Origin of the sequence: Bradyrhizobium sp. CCBAU 65884 (genome assembly GCF_028128835.1) — a bacterium.
Lineage (GTDB): Bacteria > Pseudomonadota > Alphaproteobacteria > Rhizobiales > Xanthobacteraceae > Bradyrhizobium > Bradyrhizobium ottawaense.
This window is the reverse complement of the sequence record NZ_LBJU01000131.1, coordinates 1-23,714: the sequence shown is the minus strand read 5'-3', so window position 1 is coordinate 23,714 and position 23,714 is coordinate 1. Positions and strand designations below refer to the sequence as shown.

13 protein-coding genes and 1 pseudogene are annotated in these 23,714 nt (G+C 65.3%); 8 read left to right on the top strand and 6 right to left on the bottom strand.

What is annotated here, in order from left to right; genetic code table 11:
• Window positions 1–86 precede the first annotated feature (86 nt).
• Together XI03_RS33430 and XI03_RS33425 are read left to right on the top strand one after the other, a co-directional pair.
• Window positions 87–626 carry a VOC family protein gene (locus XI03_RS33430; protein WP_028142235.1) on the top strand — a complete coding sequence of 180 codons (540 nt, stop codon included), beginning with the start codon at window positions 87–89 and terminating at the stop codon, window positions 624–626.
• Window positions 627–731: 105 nt separating this feature from the next.
• On the top strand, window positions 732–3,731 hold the full coding sequence (locus XI03_RS33425) for a patatin-like phospholipase family protein (RefSeq protein WP_271594480.1): 3,000 nt from the start codon (window positions 732–734) through the stop codon (window positions 3,729–3,731).
• On the opposite strand, the gene XI03_RS33420 is transcribed toward XI03_RS33425, so the two are convergent.
• Window positions 3,724–3,900 carry a hypothetical protein gene (locus XI03_RS33420; RefSeq protein ID WP_271594479.1) on the bottom strand — a complete coding sequence of 59 codons (177 nt, stop codon included), beginning with the start codon at window positions 3,898–3,900 and terminating at the stop codon, window positions 3,724–3,726. The two genes, XI03_RS33425 and XI03_RS33420, sit on opposite strands and share 8 nt — an antisense overlap.
• A 32-nt stretch (window positions 3,901–3,932) precedes the next feature.
• On the opposite strand from XI03_RS33420, the gene XI03_RS33415 reads away from it, so the two are divergent.
• On the top strand, window positions 3,933–4,745 hold the full coding sequence (locus tag XI03_RS33415) for a class I SAM-dependent methyltransferase (RefSeq protein WP_271594478.1): 813 nt from the start codon (window positions 3,933–3,935) through the stop codon (window positions 4,743–4,745).
• 31 nt (window positions 4,746–4,776) lie between these two features.
• Here XI03_RS33415 and XI03_RS33410 read toward each other — a convergent pair whose 3' ends face one another.
• On the bottom strand, window positions 4,777–6,333 hold the full coding sequence (locus XI03_RS33410; protein ID WP_271594477.1) for a L,D-transpeptidase: 1,557 nt from the start codon (window positions 6,331–6,333) through the stop codon (window positions 4,777–4,779).
• Window positions 6,334–6,564: 231 nt separating this feature from the next.
• On the bottom strand, window positions 6,565–8,001 hold the full coding sequence (locus XI03_RS33405) for a lipopolysaccharide biosynthesis protein (RefSeq protein WP_271594476.1): 1,437 nt from the start codon (window positions 7,999–8,001) through the stop codon (window positions 6,565–6,567).
• Window positions 8,002–8,330: 329 nt separating this feature from the next.
• On the opposite strand from XI03_RS33405, the gene XI03_RS33400 reads away from it, so the two are divergent.
• Window positions 8,331–9,398: an endo-1,4-beta-xylanase gene (locus XI03_RS33400; RefSeq protein WP_271594475.1), complete on the top strand. Its 1,068-nt coding sequence runs from the start codon at window positions 8,331–8,333 to the stop codon at window positions 9,396–9,398.
• A 10-nt stretch (window positions 9,399–9,408) separates the two neighbouring features.
• Here XI03_RS33400 and XI03_RS33395 read toward each other — a convergent pair whose 3' ends face one another.
• The 3 genes and pseudogenes from XI03_RS33395 to XI03_RS33385 all read right to left on the bottom strand — a co-directional run bounded on the left by XI03_RS33395 (window position 9,409) and on the right by XI03_RS33385 (window position 14,712).
• The gene (locus XI03_RS33395; RefSeq protein ID WP_152103501.1) at window positions 9,409–10,359 is read right to left on the bottom strand and encodes a DUF6492 family protein; all 951 of its coding nucleotides are present in this window, start codon (window positions 10,357–10,359) and stop codon (window positions 9,409–9,411) included.
• 95 nt (window positions 10,360–10,454) lie between these two features.
• Window positions 10,455–11,249: a protein-L-isoaspartate O-methyltransferase family protein gene (locus tag XI03_RS33390; protein WP_038949734.1), complete on the bottom strand. Its 795-nt coding sequence runs from the start codon at window positions 11,247–11,249 to the stop codon at window positions 10,455–10,457.
• A gap of 1 nt (window position 11,250) precedes the next feature.
• Window positions 11,251–14,712: pseudogene (locus tag XI03_RS33385) on the bottom strand (AAA family ATPase).
• 142 nt (window positions 14,713–14,854) lie between these two features.
• Between XI03_RS33385 and XI03_RS33380 the strand changes: the two are divergent.
• The 4 genes from XI03_RS33380 to XI03_RS33365 all read left to right on the top strand — a co-directional run bounded on the left by XI03_RS33380 (window position 14,855) and on the right by XI03_RS33365 (window position 23,559).
• Window positions 14,855–21,307, top strand: a complete 6,453-nt coding sequence (locus XI03_RS33380; protein WP_271594474.1) for a non-ribosomal peptide synthetase — start codon at window positions 14,855–14,857, stop codon at window positions 21,305–21,307.
• Window positions 21,308–21,446: 139 nt separating this feature from the next.
• Window positions 21,447–21,617, top strand: coding sequence for a hypothetical protein (locus XI03_RS33375; protein ID WP_162832248.1), 171 nt, complete (start codon window positions 21,447–21,449; stop codon window positions 21,615–21,617).
• Window positions 21,618–21,850: 233 nt separating this feature from the next.
• On the top strand, window positions 21,851–22,582 hold the full coding sequence (locus XI03_RS33370) for a 4'-phosphopantetheinyl transferase family protein (protein WP_038949737.1): 732 nt from the start codon (window positions 21,851–21,853) through the stop codon (window positions 22,580–22,582).
• Window positions 22,579–23,559, top strand: a complete 981-nt coding sequence (locus tag XI03_RS33365) for an LLM class flavin-dependent oxidoreductase (protein ID WP_271594473.1) — start codon at window positions 22,579–22,581, stop codon at window positions 23,557–23,559. Before XI03_RS33370 ends, XI03_RS33365 begins: the two co-directional genes overlap by 4 nt.
• Window positions 23,560–23,714 lie beyond the last annotated feature (155 nt).

The following is a 23,714-nucleotide window of genomic DNA, read 5'->3' as shown; positions in this document are numbered from 1 at the left end:
CGTGCACCATCCTTCGAGACGCCCGCCGGCGGCGGGCCCTCAGGATGAGGTCCCGTCGTGAATAGGCAGAGAACAGGAGCGCGGGCATGAGCCGCATCTTCGGCGCGGTGCGCCAGAACGGATATGTGGTGCGGGACATCCAGGCCGCGATGAAGCACTGGATCGAGGTGATGGGTGTCGGCCCCTGGTACTACATGGACCGCGTCAAGACCGACTGGTTTCGTCACCGCGGCGAGGACTCCGCCGTGGAGATGAGCATCGCGCTGGCAAATTCCGGCGACCTCCAGATCGAGCTGATCCAGCAGCGCAACGACGCGCCCTCGCTGTACAAGGAGTTTCTCGATGCCGGGCACGAAGGCCTCCAGCACATGTCCTACTGGAGCCACGACTATCAGGCCCTCTACGACAAGGCGATCGGGCTCGGCTACAGGATCGGCCATGAGGGCCAGATCGGCGGCGACAAGGGGCGCTTTGCCTATTTCGACACGCAGGACCATCCGGGCACGGTGATCGAGATCTCGGACATCAGCGGCACCAAGGGGCCGTTCTTCGAGAAGGTCCGGCAAGCCGCGATGAGCTGGGACGGCACGCGGCCGATCCGCGAGGTCGGTGGGGCAAAATCATAGCCGGCAAGGCCGGTGCATCACTTGCACGCCTGTGTGGTAGGGTCCGCTGATTGAAACCGCGTTGGCCGGAGGTCCGCTCGACGGGGATATCATCAGGGGCGCAAGATGAGCCGAGACCAGGTCTTTGGGTTGCTCCGCAATCTCAAATGGTTCGTCGTCCTCAGCCTGGTCTTTTCTGCGATCCTGTCGCTGCCGGCGCAGATCGTCGAGCTTTATCGCATCAGCTACGCCGACCTGAAGTTCCTGAGCCTCGTCCTGCTGTGGCTGACGCTCCTTCTCGTCGGCAGCCTGATATGGTTCGGCTCCGCCATGGTGGTTCTGGAGAGCCGGGCCCGGCTCTCCGGCAAACCGACGAGGATGTTCAACTGGACTGCCAGATTCGCACCGATCGTGCTGGGAGCGCTCCCGCTGATCGCGGGTGCGGCCGGGCACTTCGGCGCAATTCCGCTGCGGCTCGGCGAAGCCGACGCCAAGCTGAACGAGATCTACAACGCCCCCGGAAGCGCCTTCGACAAGTTCGACGCCTCGCTCGCCATCTCGGTCGGGCAGTCGCTGCACCGAAGCGGCTACGCAGTCCTGTTTCTCACACTTCTTGCGGCCTGCCTCTGGTACGCTGTGGGAAAGGGGCACGCGGCCGACCCATCCTACGTTCAGCGCTTTCGCAGCCGATCGTTCCTGCTCGGCACGATTGGGCTTATCCTTGCCACCACCGCGATCTTCGCCGTCGGGCCGACGGGGTTTGCCGGCGCGCTCGGGCCCTTCGTCGTCCTCGCGCTCTTCGCCGTTTGCATCACCGCGTTCTGTACCTATGCGAGCCTCATTACCGTCCGTTCGCGCATGCCGTGGTTGCCGCTGTTTCTCGGCCTGGCGGTCGTCCTGTCCTGGATCGACTGCAACGACAACCACGGCATCCGGACACTGGACGGTCCGGCACCGGCGTCGGGCCTTGATTCGGCGACATCCGAATTCACACGATGGCTCTCACTCCGCCCCGACCGCGATCAGTTCAGCAAGGACTATCCCGTCTATGTCGTCGCCGCCCGCGGCGGCGGCATTTACGCCGCCTATCAGAGCGCGATCTTCCTGGCCCGGCTGCAGGATCTTTGTCCGGCCTTTCGCCATCACCTGTTCGCAATCAGCGGCGTATCCGGCGGGAGCATCGGCGCTTCGGTGTTCTCGTCGGCGCTTGCGACCGTTGCGCAGAAGGAGGCCGGCGAGACGGCATGCCCCAAGATCGCCAGCTATCTCGAACGGCAGTCTCCGCTGGACGCGGCGATCGAAACGCCGGGACCGAACGAGCGGTACGTTCGACAGGCGCTTTCCGCCGACCTGCTCTCGCCGCTCATCGCCTCGACGCTGTTCGGCGACTTTCTCCAGCGCTTCATCTTCCGTCCGGTCGGACCGCTCGACCGGGCCCGCGCGCTCGAATATTCGCTCGAAAGCGCGACGAGATCCGGCGCGACGGCCGGGCCGCTGGAGCAGCCGTTCATGGCGCACTGGCTGGCGGATGGCAGCAGGCCGGCGCTGCTGCTCAACGCAACCGATGCGGCGAGCGGACGGCGCGTGATATTTTCACCGTTCACGTTCGGGAGGGAGGCGAACGGAGACAATGTCGATTCGCTGTCGTTCTTCCAATCCCTCAAGCCGCCGGACGGCGGGCCACCCAACTCCGGTCCCATCAACGTTCCCCTGAGCACCGCCGCGTTCGTCAGCGCGCGATTTCCATGGGTCTCGCCCGCAGCCAGCGTGACGGCGAAGGACCCTTCGTCGCCCGGCATCGACAAGATGCGGCTGGTCGACGGCGGCTATTTCGAGAATTCCGGTGTCGATACGGCCATGGATCTGATCGACTCGCTGCGGGGAACCATCGCGGAGATCAACAAGTCCGCCGATGATGCGCCTGATGGTGCAGCGAAGCCGAGCCCCCGTGTCTCGATCAAACTGATCGTGCTCGGAGGCGGCAGCTATCCCGAGCGCACCTCGTTCAGTTTCGGGGAGATGCTCGAACCGATCAAGGCGCTGCTGAACACACGCGACTCCCGGGCCTACATCGCGATCAACCGTGCGGCGCGGGCGCTGTCGGCTCAGTCTTTCGTGATCGACGTCCATGGGACGCAGGAGACCAGCATCGTCAGGAATCTGCGTCTCGCTTCGCTGAGCAACCCGTACTACCCGCTCCCGCTCGGATGGACCATGTCGGACAAGACCCGCGAGATCATCGAAAAGCAGAGCGGCCGTTTTTGGGATTGTGAAGCCGGGCGAGACTTCACCCAGAGCGATCGCAGCGGCGCGACAGCGGATTGCATTCAGGTCCTGCTCGCGCACGAGCTGGATGAGACGGTCGACTTGGCCGCCCACGAGATCGCCATCGAGAACCACTATCGAGAGCTCGGCGATGCTCGTCAGGACGTTCCGTCGCGGCTCGACATCAGGGCGATCAGCCGATGCTACGCCGACGGATCGGGACTTCCGGTGAAGTCGTTCCAGGTCCATGCGCTGCAGGCGCTGCTCAGGGAATGGGACCACCATCCAGAGCTGACTGACCTGCGGCAGCTCGCCTATGTTCTCGCCACCGCGGCCTACGAAAGCTGGGATTTCAGGATGTTGTCCGAAAATCTCGTCTACAGGAACGCGACAAGGCTGACGTCCGTATTTCGTATCCCCCAGGACGAAGCGCCACGGTTCGTCAACAATCCCGAGGGTCTGGCAAACAGGATTTACAGCGGCAAGATGGGAAACACGGAGCCGGCCGACGGCTGGCACTATCGCGGCCGAGGCATGATCCAGTTGACCGGCCGCGGCAACTATCAAAAATATGCGGCACTGATTGGCGAACCGCTCGAAGAGGAGCCGGACCTGCTGTTCAATGCCAGCGTCGCCTCCCGCGTGACCTTTGCGCTCTTTTTCGGTGGTGGCGTCAACAAGCTGACACCTTATTTCAACGACGCGCAGGACGACTGGGAAGGCGCGCGCGCCGTGGTCGCGGGACGAGCTCCGGCCCAAATACTTCGCCAACAGGCAAAACCCATCCTGACGACCGGCAAGCGATTGCTTGCCTGCCTCAGAGCTGCGCAGCCGCAGGAGACGCCGGCCAAGCTCAAATAGAGTTTGTCTTGCGGCCCCGGCCGGCTATTCTCGCAAATATTGCAGATCCCGGCTTGGGAGCCGTGATGAAGTTCTTTTTCTCTTTCTTTTTCAGCGGGCTGACGTGGCCTGCGTGCCCGCTGGCGCGTTTGCCGACCAGCGCATGGCGCTGGTGATGGGAAATTCGCATGTGCCCGTGTCCGAACCTTCAGCGAGGCAATCATGTCCGACACTGACAAGGTTTTCGCCGGCTCGATTCCGAAAATCTACGACGAGTATCTCGTTCCGATGATCTTCTCTGTCTATGCGGAGGACATCGCAAGACGCATCGCCGCCCGCTCGCCCTCCGTGCTGCTCGAGATCGCCGCGGGCACAGGCGCAGTGACGCGCGCCGTGGCGGCGGCGCTGCCGCGCGGCATCCGTTACGTGGCAACCGATCTCAACGAGCCCATGCTCGCGGTCGCCGCGCAGCGCCAGAAGGACGATGACCGCATCAGCTGGCGCCAGGCGGATGCATCGGCCCTGCCCTTCGGTGATACCGAGTTCGACGCGGTCTGCTGCCAGTTCGGCGCCATGTTCTTTCCGGACCGCACCAAGGCTTACGCGGAAGTGAAGCGCGTCCTGAAGCCGGACGGCACGTTCGTGTTCAACGTCTGGGATCGGATCGAGGACAATGTGCTGACGCATGAAGCGACGGTCGCGCTCGGCAAACTGTTTCCCGACGACCCGCCGCGCTTCATGGTCCGCACGCCCCACGGCTATCACGACAGAGACGTCATCAGAGCCGACCTCGAACGTGCCGGCTTCCGCGATATCTCGATCGAGACGCGAGCTGAAACAAGCCGCGCGCCATCGCCCGAATATGTCGCGCTCGCCCTTTGCCAGGGCACGCCGCTGCGCGGCGAGATCGAGGCGAGGGATGCCAGCACGCTTCAGGCCGCGACCGACATCGTCGCCGAGGCGATCCGGACGCGTCATGGCGCCGGACCGGTGGAGGGCAAGATTCAGGCCGTGGTGATCGAAGCGCGTCCGTAACTGCAGGTCGTCCGGGCGGCTATCCCGCGTCCTACCACCAGCTTCCCTGCATCGGCTGCGTCGACTGATAATATTGGTACTGGCCGCGCTGCCGGCGCGGATTGGCCGGCTGTACGTAGGGGTCACGCTGGTAGAAGAAGCCGAAGCCGTTACCGCCGTTGTCCCAGCCGTCATCGCTGGCGATCATGGCAGGTGCGGTCGGCTTACGCGTGATGAAGCCGCCTTGCGGCTGGTCGCTTAACACCGCGACGAATTCGGTCCGGTAATTGGTTTCGCTGCTCAGCGGCTCGTCCGAGACGATGATTGAAGAGCGCGGCAATGCGGTCGGCCCGATGCGATCCCACACCTCCTGCGGGATGGTGATGCGGTCGAGCGCATTCCTCGCCTCGTCGCCGTTTTCGATCGTGACCACGCTCCAGCGCAGGCCCGTAGCGGACTTCGCCATCGCCGTGAAGATATGCGTGCCGATCGGCTGCTCGGGATTGCGGATCGTGACGGGGACTTCGATGCTGGTGTCGAACACCTCACCGCCGCCATCGGGTGCTGGCTTATGCGTGTTTCGCCGCACGTAGAGCTTTTGCGTCGAGCGGCTGATGTAGACCGAAACCGGCTCACCGGCGAGCTTTGCGTCGGTCGCTGCCTTCACCGCGTCGGCCTTCCTGGCCGCGGTGGCCTTCGCGGCCTCCTTCGTCGCGGTCACGGCATCGCGCTTCGGCTGCGCGGCGGCCTTGGCGGCGTCGAGCTGCGTCGCCGCGTCGGCGGCCTTGGTCGCCGCCTTCTGCTTCAATTCCTCGGCCTTGGCGCGGGCCTGATCGTTCTTGGCATTCGCGAGCGTCTTGTCGGCGAAGGCGAGTTCGGCGTCAGCGCGGGCCTTCTGCTGTTCCAGCTTGCGCAGAACGGCAGGAAGCGAAGCAGCTTCCTTCGCGGCAGCGGAGGCAGCCTTCTTGGCCTCGTCGGCAGCCCTTGTGGCCTCGTCGGCTTCGACGGAGAGCTTGTCGGCCTGCCTGGGCGCTGCCGCGATCGCTTCCGGCTTCGGTACGAACAGCGAGGGGTGAGAGATATCGGTCGGGACCGTATCGTGCGGCGAGATGATCACCCGCATCCCGATATACGTCTTGTCGAACAGGTTCTCGGCAAAGCCGAAGGGCATGCGCACGCAGCCGTGCGAGGCGGCATAGCCGGGCAGCGGTCCGCCATGCAGCGCGATGCCGTTCCAGGTGATGCGCTGCATGTTCGGCATCCAGGCATCGTCATACATGGTCGAGCGGTGGTCCTTGTCCTTCTCGATGATGGCGAAGACGCCGGCCGGCGTCTCGCGTCCCGTTGTGCCGGTCGACACTGGCGCGCGCAGGATCCAGCCCTCGGCATCGTAGAACGTGACCTGCTGGCTCTTGATCGACACGATCGCCATGATGGGGTCGCCGGCCTGGCGCTGGGCCACCGCCTCGGCCGGCTGGCGCGCCTGCTTGGCCGCGCTCGCCGGCGCCACCGCCGCCAGGACCGCCATTGCCGCCAATGTCACGATTCCGGGAGGCACCCGACGCCGCATCGCCTTGGTGGGTTGCGCCGTCGTCAGTCGGTTTTTCATGCCATCCTCGGTCGAAATGCCGGCCCGCTCGTGCCGATCATGTATCAGATTGCGGTCATTCAATTAAGAAATCGCAGCCGCCATACGTTCCGTCTGTGGCGATATTCGGCCCGGTCCGGCGACAAATCCCTCATATACGACGGCCTGAGCCGGCGGAAGGTCGGTTGCAGCCGCGAACCAGGTGCAGTCACTGCGGCAGAATGTCCGGCTGTGCCGGCGAGGACACGCCCGTCAGACGCCCAGAGCCTTACGGTTGAAGCCTCGCAGGAAGCGCAGCGACAGCGTCCGGACATTGGCGACGTTGAGCAGCCAGGCCGCTCCGACATAGGCAAGGCCGCCGGCGAGGCTGACGATGACGAGCGCCACGAAGCCGGTGCCGCCCGCTTGCGACCGCGCAGCCAGGATCGCAGCCGCCATCGCCGCAGCGGAGGCCGCAATACCGGCGAGGCGGCCGAGGTCGAACGGGACCGGGTGGGCGCGATGCATCAGGACGACGGCAACGAGGAAGCCGAGCGCCTCGGTCGCAAGCGTCGCCAGCGCCGCGCCGTAAAGGCCGTAGCCGGCGACCAGCGCGAACATCAGGACCACGCTGACCACCAGCGTGAGGAAAGATTGCGCCGCCAGCATGAACGGCCGCTCGGCCAGCTGGAAGCTGATCTGCACGTAGAACTGATTGGCGATACCGAAGAAGCGGGCAAGCACCAGGGTCGGCAGCAGCGCCGACACGCCGGCGCGGAAGTCGACGCCGACGAGCGTGCCGGCGACCTGATCCGCTGCCAGCGCGAGCCAGATCGCAACGGGCGTGACGACGACGAGCAGCAGCTCGAGACTTTCAGTCAGCCGCTCCCGCGTCGTCTCCTTGCTGTTCTCGGACAATGACCGGAACACAAGCGGCACGGTGGCCGCGGCGACGCTGGAGGCGATCATGACCATGAACTGGCGCGGCAGGTCGGCGGCAACGCCGAAGATGCCGGCGGCGTCCTTGCCGAGCAGATAGGCGACAATCAGCCGGTCGCAGGCCGAATAAACTGCGACGGAAAGCCCGGCGAGCGTCAGCGGCAAGCCGTAGCGCGCGAGCTGCATGAACTGGCTGCGCTGGAAGCGGGCAATCTTCGTGCGGTCGCCGACCAGGTTCAGGATGATGCCGGCGAGCGACCCCAGACCGAACGCGGCAAGCAGCCCCAACCCACCCCAGCCGAGCCAGATGCCGAGAAGGCCGAAGCCGACGCTCGACACGCTGCGGACGATCGAGATCGCGGCAAACCGGTAGGGCCGCAACTTGGCGCGTTCGAACTCCTGGCCGACATCGACCGCGTTGGCCATGATCGCGACGAACATGCTGGCGAGCAGCAGCTCGACACTGAGGTCGCTGCGGAACAGGAAGACCAGCGGGGTCGTGGCGCAGAGCACCGCGACGGTGAGCCCGAAAGCCACCATCGCCGTGCCGCGAAAATCCACCTCCGCCGACATCGCCTGATAGCGCGACACCGACAGCTTGATCCAGGCGAAGAAGATCGCACCCAGAATGCCGGCGAGGCTGATGCCGACGACATAGACGCCGTACTCCGCCGGCGTCAGCAGCCGCGTATAGGCCGTGACCGCGAAGAAGCCCACCGCCGCAGGCAGGATGTAGGCGACGAGATAAATCGAGAAATGGCGGTTCAGCATGCGAGCATGGGACCGGCAACGGTCTTGCGAGTGTGGCGGCCGTTCATCAATGGGGCCTTGAATGGGGCCTTAAATGGGACCTTGGCGGGGCGAGCGAATGCGCCGCAGCATCGCTCAAGAGTGTCACATAAGTCTGCAGATCGGGCGGCGAATGAAGCCTTGAAGCCGCTTTCGCGCGTTAGCGTTAAATTTGCCCTTCCTCGAATGGCAAGGCGCGATCACGAAAAGGAACCGACTTCCAAGCGGCAGAGGTTAACCCAACAAGCCGAAACCCCGGCGTCGCGAGGCGCCGCTTGGTACGATGGTGCGTTGGTTCGAAAAGGACTGAAGTGACCAGGCTCGACAGACGCGAATTTCTCCTCGGCAGCGCCGCAGCACTCGCGGCGGGCGCATCCGCGTCGGCGGCGCCGGCGTCGAAACTGGCGCAGCGCCGTCCGGGGTTCGGCGCAGCGGCCACGCTCTGGGACCTGCAAGCCGATCCCAGGCTCGGCGAAGCCATCAGCACCTATTGCACCCAGGTCGTCCCGGTGCTCGAGTTGAAATGGCCGATGCTGCGGCCGAATGCGCACACGTTCAATTTCGAGCGCGCCGACGCGATTCTGGATTTTGCGCGGGACAACGATCTGACGATGCGCGGCCACGCGCTGGCCTGGTATCACGACATTCCGGACTGGGCCAAGCAGATCAAGGACACCCGCGGCGTCGAGCGCGCCTATGTCGACCACATCGGCACCGTCGTCTCCTACTACAAGGACAAGCTGACCTCGTGGGACGTCGTCAACGAGCCGATCCCGGACAATCCCCGCAGCCCAAAGGACCGGCGCGACACGTTCTGGACGCAGCATCTCGGTCAAGGCTGGATTCCGCTGGCCTTCCGCACGGCGGCTGCGGCAGATCCGTTCGTCAAGCTCGCGATCAACGAATATGACATCGAGTCGGCCAAGGACTCCTTCATTGCCAAGCGCGCGGCTTACCGCAATCTGATCATGGACCTGCTCGACCAGGGCGTTCCGCTGCACGCCGTCGGACTGCAATCGCATCTGCATGCCGAGCTCGAGATTGACACCCATGGGCTCGCCGAATTCGTCACCGAGCTGCGCTCGTGGGGACTTGAGGTGTATGTCACCGAGCTCGACGTCGACGACCAGAAGCTGACCGGAAGCCCGGCGGAGCGCGACGCCATCGTCGCCAAGCGCGTCAACGACCTGCTGACGGCGATTTCGACCAGCGGCCCGGTGCGCTCGATCCTGACCTGGGGCCTCTCGGACCGCTACAGCTGGATCAACGGCGTCTTCGCCCGCGCGGACAAGCAGCCGAACCGGCCCCTGCCGCTCGACGGCGAGTTCAAGCCGAAGCCGTTCATGGACGTGATCAGCAAGTTCACGAAGGATGCCTGAACGCGCGAGCTTAGCCGCGCGTCTTCACCTCGAACTCGGCCGCCTCTCCCATATCTTCGGGCGACAGGCTCGGAGCCCGGCGATCTCGCGAGCTGAGGCGGAACACATCGCGGATGTCCTCGACCGAGGTCGACGAATAGGACTGGATGCAGAGCGCGACCTGCTCGGGCGAGGCGGCACGCATCAGCGCTTCGATAGCCGGGCGGTCGAGCGGCGTGTCGTCCCAATGCGAGACCGCGACGCTGTCTTCGGTGACCCGATGGGCGGCAAGATGCCCGGGCGAGTTCGCGACGAAATGGCCGTACATCAGATATTCCGAGAACTTCTTCTTCCGGCACAGCGCCAGAACCCAGTTCAAGCCGGTCGCCGACTTGATTTGCGCAGTCATCGCGCGCGCGGTGTCCTTGTCCCAGACCAACGCATTGCCGACATAATCGTCGGCGGGGAAGGAGCGGTTCTTGATGCCGAGCAGCTGATCGACGGTGCGCAGCCACAGCCCATGCAACGGGTGGTCAGCACCGATGTCCTTCGGCGTGACGAACAGCGGCGTCTTCTCAGCCCCGGCATATTGCCCGACGTCGAATTCGCGGAAGAACAGATTGTCCGAATCCAGGATGCAGATGCGCTGCTCGGGCGCGTTGAGGACGCCGGCAATCTTCAGGATCTGCTGGATGTGCCAGCCGTGCACCGGCGAGGACAGCAGCGACAGCCAGACGCGGCGCTTGCTGATGAACTGAAGCGCCGGCGGCAGCGCAAACAACCATTTCGGCAAGTAGCGCGAAGCCGGAACGATGACCCGCTTGTCGGAGGCGAAGCGCTCGAACAACGGCACGTCTTCATCGTTAACGAGAACATAATGCCGCGTGTATCCCGTGAGCCAGGTATCGATGCTCTCGCTGAGCAGCGAAAAGCGTTCGATATCCTTGGCATAGCTGGCGGTCAGCAGGGCAACGGAATGCATGGAGCGCGCTCAAATGGCCATCAGGCCGTACTCATAGCGGCGTCGGGGTGCGTTGGATACTTCCATTCGCAATCAAGGTAAAATGAAACGAAGCGTTAGCCATCCGACGGCAGTCCCTGCTCGATCCCGCGAAAGCGCAGCGGCGCCAGAGCTGAGGCGCGCTGCCACCAGTCGGCGACGCGGTCGTCGAGCGCGGTCGTGCCGCGGCCGTGGCCGGGGAAGATCCGGATCTGCTGCACCGCCTCGGCTTCGTACCCCCTGCCCTTGCGCGTGATCTTGAGGGCGGCGCCTTCACGGTCCCGCTGGGTCAGCGGCACCAACAGGCGGCCGCGCGGCCGAAGTGCCTCGAGCCAGAGCGGATGCGGATGTGAGAAGCCGGCGTGGATGATGATCACGTCAGCGGGCTCGCGGATCTCCTCACATCCATCGCCATGAAACACGATGACGTTGCGATAGGGGCGAAGATAGTTCGCAGCACGGAACGCCAGGCGCTGGTCGCAATCGACCGCCATCACGCGCCCTTTCGGACCGACCATCTTCGACAGGATCGCAGTGAAATAGCCGAGCCCGCAGCCGATCTGGACCACGCGGTCCTTCTCCTTGATGTCGAGCACGTCGATAAGATGGGCCCACAGGCTCGGCAGCCCGGTGTCGAGCTTGCGGCGCGCGTCGATCGCCACCAGCACGTTGTCATAGAGATGAACCGGATCCGCATCGGGCGTCAGCCGGTAGCTGCGCGCCGCCTCGCTCTTGATGCGCCAGCGGCCCCTCGGCAGAAAGTCTTCGCGCGGGACGGCGGCGAGCGCTTCGAGCAGGCGCTTTGAGGCAATCCGCTCGCGCTTTGCAATCAGCTCGACGTAACGCGCTCGCGCGGCGGCAAGATCACTCATGTCAGGGATCGGCGCGTTCGCGGACCGGTGCGTCCGCACCGAGCTCCTTGACGAGCTGCACCGCCTGCTTCAGGTCCGGCGTGTAAAAGCCCTCGCTGAACTTGCCGACAACGGGCACGAGCAGCAGACTCGCGTGCTCGCGCCTGCCGGCCTGATGCGACAGGCGCGCGAGGCTGACGGCGGAGCGAAGCTCCCAGGACAGCGCGCCCTGCTTGCGCGCGGTCTCCAGCGACAGCGCGAACAGATCGCCGGCCTCCTGGGCCGAGGCCGGGTCGCCGTCCGACAGCGTGATCTCGCCTTGCAGGCGATAGACTTCGGCGAGATAGGAGTGATCGCCGGTCCGCCGCGCTGTCGCGAGCGCACCGTCAAGCGCGCGCAAGGCGGCCTCGCGCATCCCGACCTTGGCGTAGGCTTCCGCAAGCAGGCAGCGGAACCAGCAGCCGGCGAGCCAGGAATCCATCGCCTCGTACTCGTCGAGGCCGAAGCGCATCTGGCTGAGGCCTTCATCGGCCTCGCCGAGTTGCGTCAGCGCCCAGCCGCGCAGGATCGCCGCCTGCTGCTTCCAATGCAGGAAATTATGTTCGGTGGCGATGATCATGGCGCGGTTGGCATGATCGCGCGTGCCCTCGACGTCGCGCAAATGCTGGCAGAGATACGCACCGAACACGAGCGCGAAGGCGAGCGTGAAGGGATGGCGGATCTTCTCGGCATTCGCGATCGCCTGCTCGCTGTGCTGGCGCGCCGCGTCGGGCCGGCCGAGGAACCACAGCAGGTAGCCGAGATAGGACAACGAGACGACGCCGGGATCGGTGCCGTGCCGCTCCATCAGATCGGAGTGCAGATCGGGGCTGTAGAGATTGATGCAGCGGTGCAGATGATGCTGGGAAGCTGCAAAACGGCCGCGATAGAGCATGGTCATCGCGATCGAGCGGTGCGCCTCGATCAGATAGCCGGTCTGCTGCGCCGGCTGCGTCCGCTCGTTGAGCCGCTCGCGCTTGGCGAATTTCAACAGCTCGACGCTGAGATCGTGCGCGCGGGTGAGATCGGCGCGGATGAAGTGGCAGACCCACAGGCCGCGGGTGGCGGCAAAGATCTTTTCGTCGTCGTCGAGCTGCTGGCCGAGCTCGAGCGCGCGGATGTAGTTCTCCTCGACCTCCTGGACCGCGTAGCCCTTGGCGGCGATCAGCGCGTTGCCGAGCGCGATGCGCAGCTCGAGCTCCATCTCGTCCGCGCCCTGCATCCGCGCATTGGCCTGCACGACGCTGAGACCGCGGCGCAGATGGCCGATCGCCTCCAGATTGGCACCGCTCTTGGCCGCCTGCTTGCCGGCCTTGAGCCAGAAGCTCGCGGCGCCCTCGCTCTGGCCGGATTCGGTCATGTGATGGGCGAGCAGCTCCGGTTCGCGCTCGGTCTTCTCCGGATACATCTCGGCAAGCACCTGGGCGATCCGCGAATGCAGCTTGCGCCGCTCGCTGTGCAGCAGGCTCGCATGCGCGGCGTTCTGGATCATGACGTGCTTGAAGGAGTAGAGCGCATCGGGCGGAAGACCGCGGCGCATGATCAGCCCGGCCTGCTCCAGATGATTGAGCGCCGCCTCGATCTGTTCGGCCGGCGTGTTGGCGACGGCATGCAGCGTCTCGTAGGAGAACTCGCGGCCGATGGTGGCGCCGATCTGCGCGATGCGCTTGAACGGCCCCATCCGGTCCAGCCGCGCCATCAGCGAGTCGGTCAGGGTTGCCGGGATCGCGAGCTGCCGCCACGGGCCCGACAGTACGTAGCGCCCATGCCGCTCGGTCAGCAGGTTGGATTCGAGGACCGTCTTGGTCAGCTCCTCCAGGAACAGCGGCACGCCGTCGGTCTTGACGATGATCTCCTCGACGACCTCCTTAGGCAGCTCTCTGCCGGCGACGCGCTCCACCAGCGTGGTGCGCAGCTGCCGGCTCAGGCGGTTCAGCACCAGCGTCGTGATGTGCGAATGCGCGTTCCAGCTCGGCTGGAATTCGGACCGCGCTGTGATGATGGCCAGGATCGGCCGGTTCTGCACCCGGTCGACCAGGAGATCGATCACCTCGCGGGAGGTCGGGTCGATCCAGTGCAGATCCTCGAACGCGATCACCAGCGGCATCTCGCGCGCAAGGCCGAGGAAATGATTGACCAGCGCCCCGACGGTCGCATCCTTCTGCTGCTGCGGCGACAGATCGAGCCGCGGATAGCGGTCGCCGGTCGGTATCGACAACAGCGCGGCAAACAGCGGCGTGACCTGCTCGATGTCGCCATGAGCGGCGGCAATCGCGCTCTCCAGGCTCGCCAGTGACAGCGCGGAGGCATCCTCGCGGTCGAGGCCAAGGGAGAATTTGAGCTGCTCGGCGAACGGATAGAATGCAGTGGACGTGTAATAGGGCGAGCACTGGAACGAGACCTATCCATGCCGGTCGCCCGATATCCGCTCGAATATCTCCTGGATGATGCGCGACTTGCCGATGCCGGGCTCGCCGAACTTGACCACGACCTGACCGTCACCATCCTTGGCCTGCTCCCAGCGGCCCATCAACAGCGCGATCTCCTCCTCACGGTTGACGAGCGGCGTCAGTCGCGTGCCCATGGCGGCGGCGAATCGGGTCTCCACCCGCGAGGCGCGCACAACGTGCCAGGCCTGCGTCTTCTCGGATATCCCCTTCAAGGCGTGGACCCCGAGATTGCGGTAGTCGAACTTCCCCTTCAGCAGCGACTGGGTCGATGAGGAAATCACCACGCCATTGGGCGGCGCGAGGCCCTGCAGGCGCGCGGCGAGATTGACGGTTTCTCCGACCGCGGAGTCGCGCTCTTCGGTACCCTGTCCGACGAGGTCGCCGACCACGACGAGGCCGGTCGCGATCCCGATGCGGACGGCGGGTGCGTGGCTGAGCCCGCCGCGCAGCTCGGTCGCGCGTGCGGTCGATAGCAATCGCACGATATCGAGCCCGGCGCGCACCGCGCGCTCGGCATCGTCCTCATGTGCGGTCGGATAGCCGAAATAGACGAGGATACCGTCGCCGACGAAACGGGCGGCAAAGCCTTCGTAATGCTTGACCACGCGGACGCAGGTCTCGCGAAAGCTCGCGATCATGTCGCGGACGTCTTCCGGATCGAACTGCACGGACAGCGAGGTGGAATCCACCATGTCACAGAACATGGTGGTGAGCTGACGCCGTTCAGCGCCGACCTCGGTGCGGGTTTGCGGCACCATTGTCGCGGGTGCCTCGGCCGTTTCCGCCTGGAACAGCGCTGCCATCGCCCGTTGCAGCCGCTTGCGATCGCCAAGCGGCAATCCGAGCTCGACCAGATCGGACTCGGTCAGGTCGCCAATGACGTCGAGATCGAGACGGTGCTGTGCGAAGAGATCGGTGTAATGGCCGAGGCCGACGCCCTCGAGCCAGCGCTTCAGCCCGCCATCCGTTCCCGTGTCCGGCTCATTCTCCAGCATGGTGATTTCCGCCCGACCATAATTCCGTCGAAGGGCTTAGGGCCCCTCAACCACAGATTTTGCGGCCAAAACTTCACCTCAGACTGGACGCGTTCCCTGACTTCTTGGAAGAATAGCTCAATCGGATCAAAAGGGAACGGAATTGTCGGACGTCACACTCCCAGCCCCGGAGGAATCAAGCGGCACGGCAGCCGAAACCAAGACATTCGCCCATATCGGCGGCGTTCTCGATTTCTACGCCCGCAAGACGCCAGCGGCACCCGCCCTCCTCGCCCCGGGTCGGCCCGTCCTCAACTACGGCGCGCTTGGCGAGGTGACGCAAAATCTTGTCGGCACGCTGCGCCGGCTCGGCATCACCACTGCCGACCGGATTGCGGTTGCATTGCCGCGCGGCGCCGACAGCGCGCTGGCGCTGATCGCGGTTGCCTCGAGCGGCGCCTGCGTCCCCGTCAATCCCGATCTGACCGCGGACGAGCTGCAGCGCTATTTCAGCGAACTGAAGCTGACCGCGCTCTTGACCCGGGCCGACATGAACTCGGCGAGCCGCGACGTCGCCAAGGCGCTGGATATCGCGGTGATCGATTTCGTGCCGGGACCGCAAGACGATCTGGGCGGCTGCAAATTCATCGGTCCGACGGTCGGGCCGGTGGCGGCCGGGGGCGCCTCGCGCGGCGACGACGATGCGTTCATCCTGTTGACGTCGGGCACGGCAGCGCGGCCGAAGATGGTGCCGCTGACGCATCGCAATGTATGCCTGTCCGCCGCCAATGCCGGCCGCGTGCTGTCGCTCACCTCTCACGATCGCCTGCTCAACGTCCTGCCGCTGTTTCACGCCCATGGCTTGATCTCCGGCCTTCTGACGGCGTTGGCCGCAGGCTCCAGCGTGATCTGCACCGACGGTTTCGATGCACCGTCCTTCTTCGGCTGGATGCGGGAGCTGCAACCGACCTGGTACACCGCCGTGCCGACCATTCACCGCGCGCTGCTGACGGCGGCGGAATCCGACCCGGACCGCGCCCGATCGTCGTCGCTGCGCGTGATCCGCTCGGCCTCGGCCTCGCTCGCGCCAACGATTCTCGAAGGGCTGGAGGCGACGTTCGGCGTTCCCGTGCTCGAGACCTACGGCATGACCGAAGCGGCCTCGCAGATCGCAGCCAACCCGTTCGAGCTGCGCAAGGTCGGATCGGTCGGGCGCGCCGCCGGCCCCGAGATCGCCATCATGGACGAGACGGGCCGTGCACTTGCGGGCGGCGAGCGTGGCGAGATCATGCTGCGCGGACCGAACATGAGCCGCGGCTATTACAACGACGAGGCGGCGACACAGGCCGCCTTCCGCAACGGCTGGTTCCGGACCGGCGATCTCGGCTATCTCGACGCTGACGGCTATCTCTTCATCGTCGGCCGCATCAAGGACGTCATCAACCGCGGCGGGCAGAAGATCTCGCCGCTCGAAGTGGAAGAGGTCCTGCTCAGCCATCCGGCCGTGCTGGAGGCTGGCGTGTTCGCGGTGCCGCACGAAAAGCTCGGCGAAAACGTCGCCGCCGTCGTGGTGCTGCGACCGGATGCCGAGGCGACCTCGGATCACCTGCGCCAGTTCGCGCGCAAGCGGCTCGCTGCCTACAAGGTGCCGAGCTTGATCCGCAGCGTGGCAGCCCTGCCGAAAGGCGGCAGCGGCAAGGTCAAGCGCAACGCGCTGGCCGAGCTGATCGCCGAGCCGGAGGACGGCGACGAGGCGCGGCTGCCCCGCACCGCGCTGGAGACACAACTCGCCGCGATCTGGGCCGGCCTGTTGGAGCTGCCGCAGGTCGGCGTCGATCAGGACGTCTTCGCGCTTGGCGCGGATTCGCTCGCAGTGACGCAGATGCGCTCTCGTCTGCGCGAACGCTTCAACATCGACTTCTCGTTCGAGGACATCTTCGATTGCGCCACGGTCGCCGCGCTTGCAGCCCGGATCGACACCGCCGCAAGCCGTCGTGGGGCGGCACTGCCGGCCTGGCGGCAGGTGACGGAAGCAGACGCGCCGCTCTCGTTCCAGCAGCAGCGGATGTACGTGCTCTCGCGGCTCGATCCGACCCGCTACAATTACAACGTCGTCGAAGTCGCCGTGCTCAAGGGCCAGATCGACGTCGCCGCACTTCAGGCAAGCCTTGCGGCGATCTGCGCACGCCACGAGGCGCTGCGCTCGGTCTTCATCGAGCGGCAGGGCGAACCGGCGCAGCTCGTGCTGCAATCGCCGCCGCGGTTCGAGCGGATCAAGCTCAAGCCGTGTCCTGCCGACAAGCGGGCCGCAGTGATCAGGCGCGAGGCGCTCAAGCTCGCGCAATACAAGTTCGACCTGGCGCGCGAGCCGCCGCTGAAAGTCACCCTGCTGTCGTTCGATAGGACGAGCCATGCGCTGGTGGTCAATGTCCATCACCTCGTCACCGACGGCTGGTCGCAACGCCTGTTCTGGGAGGAGCTTGCCGCCCACTATGCCGCCGCACACAAGAAGAGCGTGGCGGCCCTGCCCGCGCCAGCTTTTCAATATCGCGACTTCGCGCTCTGGCAGCAGAGCTGGGCACAGACGCCGGCAGCCAAGGACCAGCTCGACTATTGGCGAGGCCAGCTCGACGGCGTCACCACGCTGCCGCTTCGGACCGACCGGCCAAGGCCGGAGGCCTGGAGCGGTCACGGCGCTCGCCACTATTTCGAGTTCTCCAAGGCTCTCTCGGGCGATGTCCGCGCATTGAGCCAGGATCAGGGCGTCACGCCCTTCATGACGCTGCTCGCGGTCTTCCAGTGCCTGCTGTTCCGCCACACCGGGCATGAGGACGTCGCGACGGGATCGCTGATCGCCAATCGCAACCAGATCGAGAGCGAGCGCCTGATCGGGTTGTTTGCCAACACGCTGATCCTGCGCAACGATTTTGGCGGCGACCCGAGCTTCGGCGAGATGTTGCGGCGGGTCCGGCAGGTCACGCTCGATGCCTACCGCAACCAGGACCTTGCGATCGAGGAGGTGTTGCGCGCATTGCAGATCGCACGCCGCAGTGACGGCAATCCGCTGTTCCGGATCATGTTCATCCTCCAGAACGCCTCGATCGAAGCGGCACGCTTTCCCGGCCTCTCGACGCGGCGGCTGGAGATCGATCCGGAAGTGGCGCGCTTCGACATCACGCTCGAGCTGGTCGAGGCCGACGGCCACTTCACCGGCTTCTTCGAATACGCCACCGACCTGTTCGACGCCGCGACGATCGACGGCATGGCGGCCCAGTTCAAGTCTCTGCTGAAGGCCGTCATCGCCGATCCGGAGCAGCGCATCTCGCGCCTGCCGCTCCTCAACGAGGCCGAACGCCGGCAATTGCTGGCGACAGGCCGGGGCGTGCCGGCCAATTTCACCACCCGCGGCAATGTGAGCGAACGCTTCGACCGCCAGGCCAGGACGACGCCGACCGCAATCGCGGTAACGGACGGACACACCTGCCTGAGCTATCGCGAGCTGGCGCGCCGCAGCCGGTCGGTTGCGCGCTGGCTGGTGCGCGAAGGGATCGGTGCCGAGAGCGTGGTGGCCTTGCTTGCGGATCGCGGCCCCGACTTGCTCGCCGCGATGATCGGGGTGCAGCGCGCGGGCGCGGCCTTTCTCAATCTCGATCCCGATCTTCCACCGGCGCGGCTCACGACCATTCTCGGATCGAGCTGCGCCCGCATGCTGCTGACCGGCCGCGCGCAGTCACCCATGGTCGGCGCGCTGCTCGAACCGCTGGTCGAGCGCATCCCGGTGGCCGAACTCGAAGATACGATCGCCCCGGGATCGACCAAGCCGGCCCGTGCGGTACGGCGCGCAGCCTCCGGCCTCGCCTATCTCATCTATACGTCCGGCTCCTCCGGCGCGCCGAAGGGCGTCATGATCGAGCAGCGCGGCCTGTCGAACCATCTGGCCTCGCTGATTGCCGAGCTCGGCCTCTCCGCCAGGGACGTCATCGCGCAGTCCGCGCCGCAGAGCTTTGTCATCTCGGTCTGGCAGTTCCTGGCGGGGCCGATGGTCGGCGCGCGCGTACATGTCTGCGACAATGCGATCGTGCAGGACCCGATCCTGCTGGCGCGGGAGATCGAACGCGAAGGCATCACGGTGCTCGAGATCGTCCCATCGCTCTTGCGCGTCATCGTCGAACGGATGAACGAGGCGCAGGTCCAGCGCGCCTTTGCGAGATTGCGCCTCCTGATCTCGACCGGCGAGCCGCTGCCCGTCGAACTCTGCCGGGCCTGGTTCGCCCGCTGCCCGAAAGTGCCGCTGATCAACGCCTATGGCGCGTCGGAATGTTCCGACGACGTCTCCCTGCACCGCTTGACCAAAGCGCCGGCGACCGCGACGGGCAACGTTCCGGTCGGCGCGCCGCTGCCGAACACCCAGCTCTACGTGCTCGACGCCAACCTGCAGCCGCAGCCGGTCGGCGTGATCGGCGAGCTCTGCATCGGCGGCGCCGGAATCGGCCGCTTCTATGTCAACGATCCCGCGCAGAGCCGGCAGCGCTTCCTGCCCGATCCGTTCTCGCGCCAGCCAGGCGGTCGGCTTTACCGCACCGGCGATCTTGCCCGTCGCCGCGCCGACGGGACGATCGAATGCCTCGGCCGCGCCGACCATCAGGTCAAGGTCCGCGGCTACCGTATCGAGCTCAAGGAGATCGAGAACGCGCTGGCCGACCATCCGGGCGTGCGGGCCGGCATCGTCGAGCCGCGCCGCGAGGCGAGCGGCGACGTCAGGCTGATCGCCCATATCGTCGCAAAGCCCGACAGCCGGATCAGTGCCAGCGAGCTGCGCGAATTCCTGAAGAGCCGGTTGCCGGGCCACGCCATCCCGTCCGCATTCCTGTTCCTGGATCACGTACCGCTCAATGCCCATGGCAAGATCGACCGGTCCGCACTGCTGGCGCCGACGCAGCACGAGGCGCCCGGACCGGACGCGCCCGTGCCGGCGCGGCGCTTTACTGAAAAGGTGCTGTCCGACATCTGGATCGACCTGCTCAAGGTGGAAAGCCTCGGCGTCACCGACAATTTCTTCGACCTCGGTGGCCATTCGCTGCTGGCGGGGCAGGCGATGGCGCGCATCGCCCGCGCGCTCGGCGTGTCGCTGCCGATCAAGACCATCTTCGAGGCACCGACGATCGAGGAGCTTGCCCGGCGGGTCGACCAGGCCATGGCGGCGACGCCGCGCAAGCCTGTCCCAAGCGTGACGAGCCTGGCTGAAGCGAGCCGGACCGACAGCGGCGGGCCAACGCTCTCGATCGCACAGGACCAGATGTTGCGGATCGAGCAGAACCTCCCGGGGCTGCCGCTGTTCAACCTACCTTTCGCCTTCCGTCTTCAGGGTCCGCTCGATGCGGCCGCCCTGGCACAGGCGATCGAGGACGTCGTGTGCCGGCACGAATCGCTGCGGACCGCGTTCGGCTGGAACGGCGTGGAGCCGGTCAGCCATATCGCCGCACCCGGATCCGTCGACCGTGTCCTGACCATCGAGACGATCGGCGACGGTCACGCTCACTATAACAAGCGGCGCAAGGCCCTGGAGCTCCGGAAGATCGATCTTCTGATCCAACAGGAGGCCTTTTCGCCGATCGACACGACGCGCGCGCCGCTGCTCCGCGCCCGGCTGTTACGGCTCGACGACGACGATCACGTGCTGCTGCTGACGCTGCATCACGCCATTGTCGACGGCTGGTCGATCGGCGTGCTGTTCGAGGAATTGTCGAGCCGCTATGCGGCGCTGGCCGGATATCCGTCGGTACCGCTGCCGAAGCCGCCCCCGGCCTTTTCGGACGTCGCACGCTGGCAGCGCTGGTGGTGCGGCACGGACGCCGCCCGCCGGCAGGCGGCGGACTGGACGGAGAATTTGCGCGGCGCGGTCCCTGTCTTCGACGGCGAATCAAGCCCGGGCGCGTCCACCGGGCATCATCCGGTCAATCTGGATCGTGAGCTGATCAGCCGGCTCACCGCGTTCGCCGGCCGGCACAATGGCACGCTGTTCATGTGCCTGCTCACCGGTCTGAAGGCCCTGCTGCTGGCCCGGACGGGTCGCACCGACATCTCTATCGCCACCGCCATGGCCAATCGCGCCCAGCCGGACACCGACCGAATCGTCGGCCCGTTCGAAAACACGGTGATCGTCCGCACCCAAATCACGCCGGAGCTGTCGTTCACGCAGGCGCTGGCGCGGGTACGCCGGAGCGTGCTCGACGCGCATGCGCGCCAAGAGCTGCCCTTCAACATCCTGGCTGACCATCTGGAGCGGGAGGGCATCGATCCGGCCTCGCTGCTCCAGGTCTATTTCACGCTGCAAAATCCGCTGCGCCAGCCGCTCGATCTCCCGGACCTCGCGACAGGATCGATCGGCAACATCGCACGCGAGGGCCAGCCGGTGCTGCCGATCGACCAGACCTGGCTGTCGCTGATGCTCAAGGAGCGCCCGACCGGCATCACCGGCTCGTGCAATTACAAGCACGAGCTGCTCGACGGCCGTCGCATCGGCGCGTGGATGGAGGATCTCGTTGCGCTGCTGGGGGCCGCGGTCGCCCAGCCCAACACGCCGCTCGACGGATTACTCGCGCGCAACGCGGCGTGAGCGGATGACATCACGGACGAATACGGGTTCACTCGTCAAAGCTGTGCATGACCAAGTTGCATCTTGATTATTTGGCGTCGTCGCGCAAGATTATTCCGGCGTTTTGATTTGGACGATTATTTTCAACCGGGGGAGTGTTATGGGTTTCATCAAATTTACCAAGGGTACCTCGTTGAGCGACAAGGACCGCAAGGCCCTCCAGAAGCTGCTCGGTGCCGAGAAGAAGAAACTCCAGTCCGCGCTGAAGGACGTCGACGCCAGCCTTTCGGTGCTTGGCGGCTCGAAGAAAGCCAAGAAGAAGAAGAGGTAAGATTCGTCGGCCGGGACGCCGTACGAATCTTCAAGCTTCGCTTTTCGGGGATGGGCCGCTCGCGTGTCGAGTTAAGGTCTCGCACAAGCTTGCGCCTGTAAACCGGCCTGCAAATCGACAAGAATTCGCCCGGGTGGACCGCTAGAAGCGGTCCGCTTGATTGATTCTTGCTCAGTTGTTTCTTCCGTCGGGACCGGGGATCTGCCCTCGGCCTGACGCAAAAGGCCCAATTGATGGCGGACGACAGAATTGAACTCTTTGTCGGACTGATCGAGTCCATCGACGCACCGGGCGCGGTCGAGGCGTGCCGACGGCTGCTCTCGGTCGACGAACGCGTCCGGGCCGATCGCTTCATGTTCGAGCGGCACCGACGGCAATATATTTTCGCGCATGCGATGCTGCGCCTGGCGCTGTCGCAGATCGCCTCCAACGTCGCGCCGTCCGACTGGTCCTTTGCAGCCGGCCGCTATGGGCGGCCGTTTGTCGCAGCACCCGCGACCTCGAGCGCGCTGCATTTCAGCCTGTCTCACGCCGACGGCTGCGTCGCCTGCGTCGTGTCGAAGCATGAGTCCGTCGGCGTCGACGTCGAAACCGTGTCGCGGCGGGTGGCGCCGCTGTCCACCGCACTTCGCTTCTTTGCGCCGGAGGAGGTCGAAACGCTGCGCGGACTGCCGGAGCCCGCGGCGACCGAGCGCTTCTTCGACTATTGGACGCTCAAGGAGGCCTATCTGAAGGCCAGGGGCTTTGGGCTCAATCTGCCGCTCGACGCTTTCGCGATGCAGGTCTCGCGCGAGGCCATCGAGATCAGCTTCAAGCCCGATATCGCCGACGATCCCGACGGCTGGCGCTTCTCGCTGTGCTCGCCCTCGCCCTCGCATCGCCTCGCGATTGCCGACGGCTCCCGCGCGAACGGCGGCCTTCCCATCAGCCGCAATGCCTGGCCGCTCCAGGAAGCGGCTGAATGACGCCGCCGCGGCTGCGCGTCTTTCCCGCGATTTCGCGCAACCGCGACCCCCAGAAATATATCGGCGAGCTGATGCGGGTGGCTGAGTTCGCCGACCGCAACGGCTTCGAAGGCATTTTGCTGTTCGAAGGCAACGACGTGTTCGTCGAGCCCTGGGCGATGGCCCAGCACATCATGGCTGCGACGACGCGCTCTTCGCCGCTGATCGCCGTCAATCCGGTCTACATGCACCCGTTCACCGCGGCGAAATTCGTCTCCTCCCTGGCGCAGCTTCACGGCCGCAAGGTCTATCTCAACATGATCACGGGGACGGCGGTCAGCGACTTGCAGGGGCTCGGCGACGACCAGTCGCATGCCGACCGCTATATCAGGCTCGGAGAATTCGTGGGGCTGATGCGGCAGTTGCTGGCGAGCCCGCGACCGGTGAATTTCGCGGGCCGCTTCTACCGTGCGCGCCATCTGCAGCTTCGCCCGCGCCTGCCGCCGGAGCTGATGCCCGAATTCCTGATCGCGGGGCAATCCGAGGCGGCCCAGCGCGTGGCGAAGGAGACCGGCTGCATCAAGATGCAGATGCTGCCGCCGGATCTCGATCGCGGCCTTGACGCGCCCGGCATGAATTTCGGCATCTTCGCCCGCGAGGGACGCGAGGAGGCGCGGCAGGCCGCAAAACTGCGTTTCCGCGACAACCCTGACGATCGCGAGCTTCTCGTGCTCACCATGGAGAACACCGATTCCGTGTGGAAGCGGCATCTCTATGCCGGCCAGAGCGGCGAGCTCGGGGACAATGGCTATTGGCTACTGCCGTTCCTGACCTTCCAGGCCGACTGTCCCTATCTCGTCGGCAGCTACCAGGAGATCGGCGCGAAGCTGAAGGACTTTGCGGCCAAGGGTCTGACCACTATTATGCTCGACATGGTCGCCGACGAGACCGAGATGCAGCACGTCTGCAAGGCGCTCGCGGCGAGCGGGATGTTTTAGATCACTCTCGCCGTCATGGCCGGGCTTGTCCCGCCATCCACGCCTTGCTCCACGCTCGAAGAACGTGGATGCCCGGGACAAGTGTTTAGCCCGGACAGATCACTGACGGGTGTTCGGAGACATAGCTGACACATCAACATTGGCTGGATTGGTCC

Coding starts and splice junctions, on each gene's coding strand:
- XI03_RS33430 (WP_028142235.1), top strand. CDS start 87: ATGAGCCGCATCTTCGGCGCGGTGCGCCAGAACGGATATGTGGTGCGG.
- XI03_RS33425 (WP_271594480.1), top strand. CDS start 732: ATGAGCCGAGACCAGGTCTTTGGGTTGCTCCGCAATCTCAAATGGTTC.
- XI03_RS33420 (WP_271594479.1), bottom strand. CDS start 3,900: ATGCGAATTTCCCATCACCAGCGCCATGCGCTGGTCGGCAAACGCGCC.
- XI03_RS33415 (WP_271594478.1), top strand. CDS start 3,933: ATGTCCGACACTGACAAGGTTTTCGCCGGCTCGATTCCGAAAATCTAC.
- XI03_RS33410 (WP_271594477.1), bottom strand. CDS start 6,333: ATGAAAAACCGACTGACGACGGCGCAACCCACCAAGGCGATGCGGCGT.
- XI03_RS33405 (WP_271594476.1), bottom strand. CDS start 8,001: ATGCTGAACCGCCATTTCTCGATTTATCTCGTCGCCTACATCCTGCCT.
- XI03_RS33395 (WP_152103501.1), bottom strand. CDS start 10,359: ATGCATTCCGTTGCCCTGCTGACCGCCAGCTATGCCAAGGATATCGAA.
- XI03_RS33390 (WP_038949734.1), bottom strand. CDS start 11,249: ATGAGTGATCTTGCCGCCGCGCGAGCGCGTTACGTCGAGCTGATTGCA.
- XI03_RS33375 (WP_162832248.1), top strand. CDS start 21,447: ATGGGTTTCATCAAATTTACCAAGGGTACCTCGTTGAGCGACAAGGAC.
- XI03_RS33370 (WP_038949737.1), top strand. CDS start 21,851: ATGGCGGACGACAGAATTGAACTCTTTGTCGGACTGATCGAGTCCATC.
- XI03_RS33365 (WP_271594473.1), top strand. CDS start 22,579: ATGACGCCGCCGCGGCTGCGCGTCTTTCCCGCGATTTCGCGCAACCGC.